We start from the raw sequence: 12,791 nt of genomic DNA on the forward strand, positions 1-12,791 counted from the left end.
GGTCATTCCATCGTCCAAGAGCTCGAGCGCTGATTGCTTGAACTCATCGGTGTAGATCTTTGGCATGACTTCTATCCTTCCTGGAATTTATCCAGTCGTGAAGTCAACCAAACCTTCAGCAGTCCCGGGATTTGGAATCAAAGTGTGTGGAACGCCTGCCTGCTTCGCAAGATCAAGGGCGAACGCACGGTCCACCGCAGTATCTCTCTTTGTCCCATAGGTGTATGACTCAAAAGTCACTCCGGCGTGGAGGACCATCGCCAGCAACACACGGGAGTCAAGTCCCGCGGTCAGCGCCAATCGCAGATTGTGCCCTTGCGCTGCTACTCGGATCGCCCGTGTCACCTGTTCAATCAGCTGTGCAGCGGCGCCCTCGACGTCTACCTCAGGCACTGATCTGAACGGCCAGAATCGGACTACGCAGGATCGCGCGAGGTCCAGATAGGTATTGGGGGTCAATACTTTCGTTCGGGCGAATGGAGTCCGGTTCCCCGGAAAACCGTGGTGTACTGGGAGCTTCGAGCTTACGATCTGCTCCCCCAGTGACTCTTCGACCAGTAGTGCATGTGAAGCGACAATCCCTTGTTCCGGAGCGTAGAAAACCGATCGCATCGAGGTCGCATCGTTGACAATCTTCAGATGACCGACGCTTCCGAAAATCACAGCATATCTGCCGGCGAAGTCGGACAGAGCGGCGAGGAGCGATTCCTCATTTTGCTGTAATCGCCCAAGTAGATTTTCCGGGGCGCGCTCCACGGGTGACTCAAAAGTCGGGACACAAATACCAATGACAGCCACGAGCAGCGTGCCTTCCTGCGCAATGCCAACTGAGGTCCACGGGTGTATCCAAAAGTTGGGTAGGGCCGGGCCAGGTTCGAAAGAATCCGGTGGTGTCACTGCCGAAGTTGCAAGCAGGAAGCCCCTGGGATAGTCGGGCTCGTCGTCCAACTGCATAACAACTATGATAACCAGCTGGCGGCTCAAAGTCCGTGCAACCTACAGTCCCAGAACAAACTCCTAGATTCGCTGCAGGAACACAGGTCCAATTATTAGGTAGGGTCCACCGCCTCTCCTCATGCCATAGCAAAAGATAATGGCGGCAGAAAAACTGATGAGGGGAATCTCGACGATATTCGCTGAAGCAACATTGGGGGCTCGAAGAAGTTTTCACGGATACTTCGGCACTTTCAATCTCCGTACGGGCAGCTGGGGGACCCTACCGCTGTATCATAGTTATCGGCCCTTTCAGGGCAGACCAACGCCATCGCAATACTGGCCCGGCGAGCCTTTATCGGGATTCAGCTGGGGAGGGGACAAGGGATCCGAGTTTGACATCTTCGCAACTTCGAACCCTCAGGACCGCAATCTGGCATCTGCGTAATGGCGGCCTTTCGCAAGTCAATACCTGGTATAAACGCCGTCGTGTCTCACAGAGAGTTGCCGAGGCTCCTACGACGATTTCCACCTCTTCCTTGCAAAGTGTCGACCTCGCAGAGATCTTCCCACCGCTTCCTGCTGCCGAACGAGACTCAGTCTTTTCCAATCTGAGCGTAGGTGTAATCCTTGATGAATTTTCAATGGAGTGCTTCGGCTATGAATGGAATCTCATTCCCCTGAGCCGCCGAACATGGCGACAACAGTTGGATGATGTCGACTTCGTTTTTCTAGAGTCAGCTTGGAACGGCAACGCTGGTGAATGGAAGTATCAGTTGACGGGCGACTCTGGTCCGAAAGATGACACCATCGCTCTTCTTTCAGCCTGCCGAGCTCGCGGTATTCGTGTCGTATTCTGGAATAAGGAGGATCCACCTCATTTTGACGACTTCCTTCCTTTGGCGAAACTCTGCGATGTCGTATTCACAAGCGATTCCAGGCTTCTAGAGCGGTATCAAACCGAACTCGGCCATAACAGAGTGGCCGCCTTGCCTTTTGCCGCACAGCCTGCCATTCACTCGCCAGCCCGCCCGGCTCAGAACTTCGCAGTTCGGGACATCGCATTCGCAGGAATGTACTTCGCACACAAATTTCCCGAACGGCGAGAGCAGATGGATATGCTTCTGGGGGCTGCGGCCGATGCGTCAGGACGGATGGAATACGGTCTCGAGATCTTCTCGCGTTTCCTCGGCGATGATGACCGATACCAGTTTCCGGGCAAGCTCGCCGAACACGTCATCGGTTCCCTCCCCTACCGCAATCTGCTCACCGCCTACAAGTACTACAAGGTGTTCCTCAATGTGAATTCTGTCGTCGATTCACCAAGCATGTGCGCGCGCAGAATCTTCGAGATCATTGCAGCCGGAACGCCTGTCGTAACTACTCCCAGTGCAGCGACATGTGAATTCTTCCCGCGTGACGAGTTGCCACAGCCCGAGAGCAGACACGATGCTGAGCTCATTCTGCGCGCATCCGTCCGCAGCCGGGAACTTCGTGAGCGGACTGTGCACAAAGCTCAGCGACGGATTTGGCGCGAACACACCTACAGTCAACGGGCGATGACTGTCATGGACAGCCTCGACATCACCTACGAAAATCCGTTTCCGCAATCCATTTCCGCCGTGGTTTCGACTAATCGTCCGGACCATCTCGATAGTGTCATCGCAACTCATGCCAAACAGCTCCACAACGATCGCCAATTAGTGCTCGTCACTCACGGGTTCGAGGTGCCACCTGACTTCGCCGGCCGCGCGAAGGACGCCGGAATCGACAATTTCGTGGTCGTTCACGTCCCTGGAGACCGAACCCTCGGTGAGTGCCTGAACGCCGGCGTCGCTGCAAGCAGCGGAGATGTGATCGCGAAAATGGACGATGATGACATCTATGGTGAGCACTACCTCTCCGACCAGTTGGCCGCACTAAGGTACTCGAATGCCGATCTTGTCGGAAAACAAGCCCACTATCTTCATCTGCGTGGGCGCAATATCGTCATGTGCAGATTCCCAGAACGCGAGCACAGATTCACGGATTTGGTCATGGGACCGACGCTGATCGGCAGCCGCAAGCTGTTCGAACAGTTCCCATTTGCCCACCGAACACTCGGCGAGGACACTGATCTCCAGCGCCGCCTCGTAGAGGCTGACGCTAGCATTTACTCGGCGGATCGGTTCAATTTCGTTCAGGTCCGCGGAGATCACGCTCACACGTGGTCAGTTGATGACGATCTACTTCTCGCTAACAGCGACGTCCACTCATACGGGTTCGCGGCCGAACACTACTGCTTCTGAGTAGTCGAAAGCAGCTCGTTCATGATGTCGACGCTTCTCCCAGCGGAGTGCCCATCGCCATAGGGGTTCGCAGCGTTCGCCATTTCACGGTAGGCCTTTTTGTCGTCAAGCAGCCGAGAAACCTCCGCGATGATCCTCTCCATGTCCGTGCCGATGAGCTTCACAGTGCCAGCGTCGACCGCTTCGGGCCGTTCCGTATTCTCTCGCAGGACAAGAACGGGCTTGCCCAGGCTCGGCGCTTCCTCCTGAATACCGCCCGAGTCGGTGAGCACAATATCGGACTTCGCAATGAGATGTGAGAACTCTCCGTAGTCAACAGGCTCAATGGGCACGACGTTGTCAAGATCTTCGATCTGCGGAGCAATAGATGCCCGAACCTTCGGGTTCTTATGAGCAGGCCACACGATGAGGAGATCCGGGTATTTAAGTGCCAGGTGACGCATCGCTTTGCCGATGTTGACCATGTTCTCACCGAGGTTCTCACGGCGGTGGGCCGTGACCAACAAGACTCGGCGTTCGTCCTTCTCGAAATCGGCAAGCCCTGGGATGGAATTCTTTGACGGTCTTTCGACGGCCCAATGAAGAGCATCGATGACAGTGTTGCCGATTACGTGGATATTCTCGTCGGGAACGCCGTCAGCCAGTAGATTCGATCGCGAGATCATCGTCGGTGCTAGGTGGACACGGGCTATCTGAGAGACGATCTTGCGGTTAGCCTCTTCGGGGAACGGAGAATTGATGTCGCCGCTGCGCAGTCCGGCCTCGAGGTGAACGACCGGGATCTCTCTGTTGAACGCGGCGATCGCAGCGCCCATCACTGTCGTCGTGTCCCCCTGGACGAGAATGGCATCAGGACGGTGCTTTTCGAGGACCATGTCGATCTTGGTGATAACGTTGCCGGCGATCGCGTTGAGCGTCTGGCCATGTGCCATGAGGTTGAGGTCGACGTCAGGCGCGATGTCGAAGACTTCGTTCACCTGATCAAGCATTTCCCGATGTTGTGCGGTGACAACGACGATTGGCCGCAGTTTGGTATCGTTTTCAAGAGCCTTGATCACGGGAGCAACTTTTATAGCTTCAGGACGCGTGCCGTAGATTACCATCACTGAACGGGCCGACGTCTCACTGGAATTGCTCAAAAATGACTCCTACACGCAAGCTAGATGACCAGGCAAATTTAACACCAGCGAAGCCAAAGTCCGCAGTTTCGCAAGTCAGACACGTTTCCTGAAACCAAAATGACTCACTACTATTTCACTTATAGTCCCTAAGAGTTCGGAGTTTCGGCAATGCCCCCTAGTCCTACTGGTCAGCGCCCATCTGTAGCGGTAATCGGGCTAGGGTACATAGGCTTACCGACTGCCGCGGTGCTGGCAAGTTCGGGTGCAAACGTCATCGGTGTCGATATCAATGCCGATGCTGTAGCTACCATCAACGAAGGCAACATCCCCTTCGTCGAGCCGGACATGTCAACTACTGTGGCTGGCGTCGTCTCTCAGGGCTACCTCAAGGCCACGACTGAGACCCCTCATGCCGACAACTACATTGTCGCCGTACCGACTCCATTTAAGGACGGTCATAAGCCGGACCTGTCCTACATCGAGACCGCTGGTAAGCAGATCGCACCGCTCCTCGTAGGGAATGAGCTCGTCATCCTCGAATCGACGGCGCCTCCGGGAGCGACCAAATTCCTGGCTGAGACGATCCTTTCTCAGCGCCCGGATCTGACTCTCGAAGAAGACACGGCAAAGTCGGTCTACTTCGCTCACTGCCCCGAACGTGTTCTGCCCGGCCGAATCATGATCGAGTTGCGCACGAATGACCGGATCGTCGGCACCCTCAACGGCAATGCCGGCGAGCGTGCCCGCGACCTTTACCAACTCTTCAGTGAGGGCGAGTTCCTCATGACCGATGCTCGGACGGCAGAGCTATCTAAGCTGACCGAGAACGCCTACCGCGACGTCAACATCGCCTTCGCAAATGAACTGTCCATGATCGCCGACGGACTCGACATCAATGTCTGGGAACTCATCGAGCTGGCCAATCACCACCCTCGTGTCAACATTCTGCAGCCGGGCCCCGGCGTCGGCGGTCACTGCATCGCCGTGGACCCGTGGTTCATCGTCGCAACAGCTCCGGAACAGTCGTCGCTCATCAAGACTGCTCGCGAAGTCAACGATTCCAAACCCGGGTTCGTTCTCGACAAGCTCATCCCCCAGGCGAAGCGCATCAATGAAGTGAAGATCGCTACTCTCGGACTGGCGTTCAAGCCGAATATCGATGACCTGCGAGAAAGCCCAGCTCGTCAGATCGTCGGTCGCCTGGCAGAGGAGCTTCCTGCAGCGACGATTCTCGCTGTCGAGCCGAACATCGAGGAGCTTCCTGCAGAACTCGCGGCGCAGGAAAACGTGACTCTGACCGAGACCGCAGCCGCGATTGAACAGGCTGATATCGTCCTCCTGCTGGTCGATCACAATGAGTTCATCAATCTGGATGCCTCGCTGCTCGCGCAGAAGATCGTCCACGACACCCGAGGTGTCTGGGGCTGAGCCTGCACTGATCGATATTTCGACTGCGCCGCTGAGGATTCTCAGCGGCGCAGTCGCATTTCGGGCACCAAAGTCGGACGGCACAGGCGGCGGCGTATGGTTGGTTGAGAGTCTCCACTGCGGCATGAGTTCCCCTCATTCCGCCTGGTGAAGACCTCGCCCGTTGCTGTACACCGCTGTGCTGAGGAGAAGAATTGACTGCTGAACCGATCTGGCTTCCCGACCCTGAACAGACCCCACGACCGCAGATCGCCGACTTCATCGACTTCGCGAATCAGCGCACCGGCCAAAGCTTGGCCACCTATGACGATCTGTGGAACTGGTCGGTCAGCGACCTCGACGGGTTCTGGGGCGCGGTCTGGGACTTCTTCGACGTCATTGCCGACGAGCCCTTTACCGAAGTTCTCGCCGACCGGTCTATGCCCGGTGCCGATTGGTTCCCCGGCACTCGGGTGAACTACGCCGAACACGCTCTGAGGTTCGGCCTCGACTACAAACTCGCCGACGAACCAGCCATCATCACCATCAAAGAATCCGGCGAGCACCTTGAGACCACCTGGCGCGAGCTGCGTCGCCAAGTCGGATCCGTCGCCGCCTGGCTGCGTGAGCAAGGAGTCGAACAAGGCGACCGTGTCGTCGGATACCTGCCGAATACCCACCACACCCTCATCGCGTTCCTCGCGACCGCTTCCGTCGGAGCCATCTGGTCCGCCTGCGCCCAGGACTACGCGGCCGAAGGTGCCGGGACGAAACTCGGCCAGCTCGAGCCGAAAGTCCTCTTCGCCGCCGACGGATACCTGTGGAACGGGCAGGCTTTCGACCGCCGCGACCAGGTCGCGGATCTGGCCAACCGGATGCCGAGCCTGCGGGCCGTGGTCGGGGTGGGCAACCTCGGCGACGAATTCATCGATGAACACGGGCAGATCACGAACCTCACTACCTGGGCCGATGTCGCTTCCGGGAATGTCGAACCCGAGTTCGCGCGCGTCGATTTCGATACCCCGCTGTGGGTGCTGTATTCCTCGGGCACGACGGGGATTCCCAAGGGGATCGTGCACAGTCACGGAGGGGTCGTCATCGATCACCTGCGCCTGCTGGGTCTCCACCTCGACATCCGGCCGGGTGACCGGTTCTTCTGGTACACGAACACGAACTGGATGATGTGGAACCTCGTCGCCTCGGGGCTGGTGGGCGGTGCGACCACGGTGTGCTTCGACGGCAGCCCCCTCTATCCGGGGCCGGGCCGGCTGTGGGAGATCGCCGCGGACACAAAGGCGAACGTGCTCGGTGTCAGTCCTGGAATCTTCCTGGCCGGGATGAAGGCCGGAATTGAACCCGGTAAGGAGTTCGACCTGACCGCGCTGCGGACGATCGGTGCCACCGGTGCCCCGGTGCCTGCCAACTGCTTTCCATGGGTGCGCGATGCTGTCGGCGAGCGCGTGCAGCTGGCCTCGACGAGCGGCGGCACGGACGTGGTCAGCGGATTCGCCGGGTCCGCGCCGAATTGTCCGATCTGGGCTGGCGAGCTATCGCGGCCGGTGCTCGGTGTGGCGTTGGAGTCCTGGGATGACTCGGGGCAGCCTTTGGTTGGCGAGGTCGGGGAGATGGTCATCACCGCCCCGATGCCGTCGATGCCGGTGAAGTTCTGGAACGATCCCGACGGTGAGCGCTACCGCGACACGTACTTCTCGATGTTCCCCGGAGTTTGGCGCCACGGCGACTGGATCACCATCACCGACCACGGCAGCGTTATCATCTCCGGCCGCTCGGACGCCACCCTCAATCGGCAGGGCGTGCGCCTGGGCAGTGCCGACATCTACGACGTCGTCGATGGCATCCCCGAGGTGGCCGAGTCCCTGGTCATCGGTGCCGAGCAGCCCGACGGCGGGTACTGGATGCCGTTGTTCGTGGTGTTGGCATCGGGAGTGTCTCTTGATTCTGCTTTGCGGGACCGGATCGCTGGGGAGCTGCGTTCCAAGGCGTCACCGAGGCATGTGCCCGATGACATCATCGCGGTTCCGGCCATTCCGCACACGAAGACCGGAAAGAAACTCGAGGTTCCCGTGAAGCGGCTCATTCAAGGGCATGATCTGGATCGTGTGGCGAATCCGGATGCTGTGGATTCGTTCGAGGCGCTGGAGTACTTTGTGCGGTTCGCGAATGGTGGGGGCACCGGCGACTGAGTCCTGGCGCAACCAAGTCGAGGGCAGACCTGGGCTGAGTGCCGGGCTGGCCGGGGAGCTGCCTCGGCGAGGCAGCTCTCTCCGGAACCGGGCATTTCGCGTACGGTGAGGCTATGACTGCTCTCTTCACCCTCCCACCGGCGGATATTTTGATCGGAGTGGACGGATCGGACAACAGCCGCCAAGCGTTCACGGCTGCCGTCACCGTCGCACAGGAGCACAACTGTTCGATCCGGGTCGTCGGTGCCTACAGTGTCCCGGTGATCCCACGCCGGCACGCCCCGACGATCTCCGACGATCACCACCGCAACATCGGGAATTCGACGCAGGAACTGCTCGAAGAATTTGCCGCGCAGGCACGGAGCGCAGGCGTCGAGGCATCTGCCCAAGCCATCGAGGGGGACGCGGGAGAAGTCCTCGCCGAAGCCAGCCGCTACTCGCGTTTGGCAGTCGTCGGCAAACGCGGCCGCAACCGGCTGGCGAGCCGACTGCTGGGCACAGTGTCGGGTGCATTCGTTGCGCGTTCGCATTGCCCCGTACTGGTGGTGCCATTCCAGGACTCAGACCTCGGCGACGATGTGCCAGCACGGGAGAACCTTGGTGGATCCGCATCGGAGGGCCAGCACAATTGGTTGAGTTTCGAAGACGAAGTCGTCGCTGGAGTCGACATGGGTTCGTCTGCTCTTCCGGTCGCAGAGGTTGCGGCACGTGCTGCAGAATTGAGCGGCCGTCGGCTCGCTTTCGTATCAGCCGTCCCCGCTGATGCGGGAGCCTCGCGTGGGGCTGGTGCCGAGGACTCTGCTCCGACTGATCGTGCATACGCACACCATCTCGAAAAGTTGGTGAGCGCCGTCAAGGAGCATCACGAAGGACTGGCAGTACGCCTCGAGCTGGCAGAGGGCTCGGCAGCGGCCACACTGATTGAAGCAACACGCACAGCAGCACTCGTCGTACTGGGCACCCGCGGTCGAGGAGGGGTTGCCAGCCTGCTTCTGGGGTCGGTCAGCCGGAGTGTGCTCAACCAGGCGAAGTCACCCGTGCTGATCGTCCCGAACGCGACCGCGCAATAAGGCGGTCGATGCCGTCTTTTCTTCATAATGTAGAAATACTTGGTATGTTGGAGCCGGACGACGGTGCTTTCGCTCCGGGGTTATCGCCGTCGCTCGGGATCTGAGCAACCCCGGCAGGAGGTTCATGATGTACGAGGACGTAACAGCCGCCGATATGCGCACCCGTGATCTTGGAGTTCTGGTCGGATTCGACGGCTCTGACCACGCCAGATCGGCTCTGCAGTTCGGCGCGAGCGAAGCACTTCGCCGGAAAACGACTCTGACCGTCGTCACCGCCTATGCGGTCCCGGTCCCGATCTACCCCAATATGGCCTCTCTGCCCTCAGAGCCGGAGGATCGCGCACGACGCAAGAACGCCGAAGCCACCCTCGATGTGGCCGAGAAGTATCTTGACGACTACACAGGCGACCTCATCCTCGCCGTCGCCGAGGGCAACCCCACCGGCACCCTCGCCGACCTCTCCGAACAAGCGCAACTGGTCGTTGTCGGGGCTCGCGGACGTGGTGGCTTCATCGGGCAGCTTCTCGGTTCGGTCGCCGCGGCGCTTCCTGCTCACGCCCACTGCCCCACGATCGTGCTCCCCGGAACCGACTCCACGGAAGCAGACGCGAAGAACGAGAAATTCGCCGAGCAGAAGCCGGGCGGTCCGATCGTCGCCGCGATTGATGGTTCGGCGCAGAGCGCCGAGGTCCTCACGCAGGCGGCGCAGGTGGCAGAGAAGACGTCCGCCCCTCTCAGCATCCTCATGATCATGCCGCTGGCGGAGGAATGGCTGTACTGGTATCCCGACGTTCAGCTCCAGAACGAATCGAGCCTGAGGCGCAGGAGCGATCTCGAGAAGACGATCAGAGCCGACCACTCGTGGCTTTTCGAAGATCACCCGAATCTGGAGATCTCCATCGATGTCGAAAGCGGCCAGGCGATCGACGCCATCACTGACCGGACCACGACAGCGCAGCTGACCGTGGTCGGCAGCAGAGGTCGCGGTGCGGTGCGAAGCGCGCTGCTCGGTTCCGTCTCTCGCGGTGTGCTCAACAGGGCTCAGGGCCCGGTGATGATCGTTCCTCCCCGATCACAGCCTTAAGTTCTGGTCATGAACGATCGAGTTCCTTTCGCTTCCTCCGGCCGCGACCTCGGTGTCCTGGTCGGCGTCGACGGCTCGGCTCATGCCAGGCTCGCGTTGCATTTCGCCGCAGTCAATGCGCTGAGCAGCAACACGGCTCTCACGGTCGTGGCCGTCTATCGGCTTCCTCCGATGATGTACACCGGTGAGCCGGCAATTCTGGTCACGCCTGAAGCCCGCTCCGAACGGGATCGTGCCGAAAAGGTCCTGGATGATGCCCGAAAGTATCTGCGCGACTACCCGGGAAAGGTCACCTTCTCGTCGGCAGAAGGCAGCCCGACCGGAGTTCTCACCGAACTCAGTGGGCGTGCGCAGACGGTCGTAGTCGGCTCCCACGGTCGCGGCGGCTTCATCGGCCAGCTCCTCGGTTCGGTCGCCGCGGCGCTTCCCGCCCGGTCGCAGTGCCCCACTGTGGTCGTCCCGAAGGACTATCAGCCGGAAGCCGGGCAGGGCCCTGAACTCTTCGCCCACGCTCGAGACACCGGACCGGTGGTCGCTGGAATCGACCTGTCCGAACGCAGTCGCATTGTGCTGCTCCTCGCAGCACGGCAGGCGGAGCTTTTCGCGGCTCCGCTGCAGGTCCTCACAGCGATGCCGCTGCTGAGGGAGTGGAAGTACTGGTACCCGGAACTCGAGGAGTTCGAGACCCTCACTGAGCGCCGCCAGAGCAATCTGCGGGCATCGGTGGAGAAGGAGATCGCCTGGCTGCGTCAACGTCAATCGCGCCTCGAGATCACGGCCGACGTCGAACTCGGCGCCCCGGGCGATCTTCTCGAAGCGAGGACCCGTGCTGCACAGCTGACGGTGGTCGGCACTCGCGGCCATGGCACGATGAAAAGCACACTGCTCGGCTCGGTCAGCCGCGAGCTGCTTAATCGCGCGCGGGGGCCGGTCATGGTAGTGCCGACCGAGAGGGCGGCACAGTAGTCCCACCGTTATTCCCGGTCAGGCGAGGATGAGGATCCGGCCCCATTTGGCATCGACAATGGTGTTGGGGACTGCTGAAGATCTGCTCCGCTCGCTCTTTCTGGAAAGCAGCGGGCGGGCTGTAGAACTCGTTCAACGACGAATCAGGTTTTCGATACTGCCTCGCATCGATAACCTGACTCGTCGTTGAACGACGCGGCCGCCGAACCAGAACGGACGCCCCTCCCAATCCTCGGCGCTGGCCTCGTCTGAACCAGCCGGGGCCTCAGCTCCCGGCGTTCGCGTCCGCGGTCAAGTGGGCGCGCGCCTCGGCGAGCATGGCCTCACGGGTCGCGATCTTCACGCGCTCACGTCCCTCGGCCTCACCGAGGGCCTTCTCCGCGGCCTCGAGCCGGTGATAGCCCTCCCAATCGGTGAAGTCGACGCCCTTCGACTCGAGCAGCTCGACGATCGAAGACTCCTCCGGGTAGAGGGGTTCGGTGAGCGCACCGGCGGCCTGGTCGTCGAGAATATGCCCGATCGTCTCGAGCGCATCACCCTTCGTGTGACCGATGAGCCCGACGGGGCCGCGCTTGACCCATCCGGTCGTGTACACGCCGGGGATGACGTCCGCCTCGGCAGCCTGGCCCTGATCTTCGGCGTCGACGACGCGTCCTTCGTGATTCGTGATGACTTTCTTGGCCTCATCGAACGGCAGCTGCGGCAACTGCGTACCCGCATAGCCGACGGCCCGGTACACGGCATCGATGTCCCAGTCGTGGAAGTCCCCGGTGCCGTTGACGCCACCGGTCCCGTCGAGTTCCTGACGTTCCGTGCGCAGACCGGTCACCCGATCCTCACCGAGGATGGCCACCGGTGCGTGGAGGAAGTGCAGGTGCAGCCGCCGCTTCGCTCCGGTCTCCTCCCGCATCGCAAAGTCCGTGAGCGTCTTCGTCACCTGCTTGACCTGGTTGCTCGACTCGATGGCCTCGAGCGACCCCTGATCGAACTCATAGTCCTCGGGATAGACGATGATGTCGACGTCTTCGACCTGACCGAGTTCACGCAGCTCGAGCGGAGTGAACTTCGCCTGCGCAGGACCGCGCCTGCCGAACACGTGGACATCGGTGACCTTCGAGGACTTCAGCCCCTCATAGACGTGATCGGGGATCTCCGTCGTGTGCAGGTCGTCGGCCTGCTTCGCGAGCACCCGAGCCACGTCGAGGGCGACGTTGCCGTTGCCGAGCACCGCGACCTTCTCCGCATCCAGCGGCCAGGTCTGGGCCACATCCGGGTGGGCGTCGTACCAGTTGACGAAGTCGGCAGCCCCATAGGAACCGGGCAGATCGATGCCGGGCAGCGACAGCGGTGCGTCGACGAAGCAGCCGGTGGAGAAGATCACGGCATCGTAGCGGTCGGTGAGCTCGCCGAGGTTGATGTCGACCCCGTATTCGACGTTGCCGAACAGGCGGATGTCACCGCGGTCGAGGACCTTGATGAGCGCATTGATGATGCCCTTGATCCGCGGATGATCGGGGGCGACCCCGTAGCGGACGAGCCCGAAGGGAGAGGGCAGGCGTTCGAACAGGTCGATGCTCAGTTCCAGGTCATGTTCGGCCTTGGTCAGCAGGTCGGCGGCGTAGATACCGGCGGGGCCGGCACCGATGATGGCCACTCTGAAGGGAATAGTAGGCATGGGTTTCCTTGATCAGTCGGAGGTGAGCGAAGCGTCGCTCGTC

The 12,791-nt window shown here is 60.4% G+C and carries 9 protein-coding genes; 6 read left to right on the forward strand and 3 right to left on the reverse strand.

Annotation, left to right across the window (positions count from 1 at the left end):
- Positions 1-87: 87 nt before the first annotated feature.
- Entirely contained in the window at positions 88-954 is an 867-nt protein-coding gene (locus BI49514_RS09890) for an asparagine synthetase B family protein (protein WP_145996205.1), read from the reverse strand.
- A gap of 374 nt (positions 955-1,328) precedes the next feature.
- On the opposite strand from BI49514_RS09890, the gene BI49514_RS09895 reads away from it, so the two are divergent.
- The gene (locus BI49514_RS09895) at positions 1,329-3,221 is read left to right on the forward strand and encodes a glycosyltransferase family protein (protein ID WP_244195319.1); all 1,893 of its coding nucleotides are present in this window, start codon (positions 1,329-1,331) and stop codon (positions 3,219-3,221) included.
- Here the strand turns inward: BI49514_RS09895 and wecB are convergent.
- Complete coding sequence (gene wecB / locus BI49514_RS09900) at positions 3,209-4,324, reverse strand: non-hydrolyzing UDP-N-acetylglucosamine 2-epimerase (RefSeq protein WP_101546389.1); 1,116 nt, start codon at positions 4,322-4,324, stop codon at positions 3,209-3,211. The two genes, BI49514_RS09895 and wecB, sit on opposite strands and share 13 nt — an antisense overlap.
- Positions 4,325-4,510: 186 nt before the next feature.
- Between wecB and wecC the strand changes: the two genes are divergently transcribed.
- From wecC to BI49514_RS09925, 5 genes are all read left to right on the forward strand, one after another.
- Positions 4,511-5,770 carry a UDP-N-acetyl-D-mannosamine dehydrogenase gene (gene wecC, locus BI49514_RS09905; RefSeq protein WP_101546390.1) on the forward strand — a complete coding sequence of 420 codons (1,260 nt, stop codon included), beginning with the start codon at positions 4,511-4,513 and terminating at the stop codon, positions 5,768-5,770.
- Positions 5,771-5,964: 194 nt separating this feature from the next.
- Complete coding sequence (locus tag BI49514_RS09910) at positions 5,965-7,953, forward strand: acetoacetate--CoA ligase (protein WP_101546391.1); 1,989 nt, start codon at positions 5,965-5,967, stop codon at positions 7,951-7,953.
- A 113-nt stretch (positions 7,954-8,066) separates the two neighbouring features.
- Positions 8,067-9,023: a universal stress protein gene (locus BI49514_RS09915; protein ID WP_101546392.1), complete on the forward strand. Its 957-nt coding sequence runs from the start codon at positions 8,067-8,069 to the stop codon at positions 9,021-9,023.
- A 127-nt stretch (positions 9,024-9,150) separates the two neighbouring features.
- On the forward strand, positions 9,151-10,107 hold the full coding sequence (locus BI49514_RS09920; RefSeq protein ID WP_101546448.1) for a universal stress protein: 957 nt from the start codon (positions 9,151-9,153) through the stop codon (positions 10,105-10,107).
- 9 nt (positions 10,108-10,116) lie between these two features.
- A complete protein-coding gene (locus tag BI49514_RS09925; RefSeq protein WP_101546393.1) occupies positions 10,117-11,073 on the forward strand; it encodes a universal stress protein in 957 nt (318 codons plus the stop codon).
- Positions 11,074-11,338: 265 nt separating this feature from the next.
- Here the strand turns inward: BI49514_RS09925 and BI49514_RS09930 are convergent, their stop codons facing one another.
- Entirely contained in the window at positions 11,339-12,748 is a 1,410-nt protein-coding gene (locus BI49514_RS09930; protein ID WP_101546394.1) for an FAD-dependent oxidoreductase, read from the reverse strand.
- Positions 12,749-12,791 lie beyond the last annotated feature (43 nt).

The organism is Brevibacterium iodinum ATCC 49514 (assembly GCF_900169265.1).
In the GTDB taxonomy this organism is placed as follows: domain Bacteria; phylum Actinomycetota; class Actinomycetes; order Actinomycetales; family Brevibacteriaceae; genus Brevibacterium; species Brevibacterium iodinum.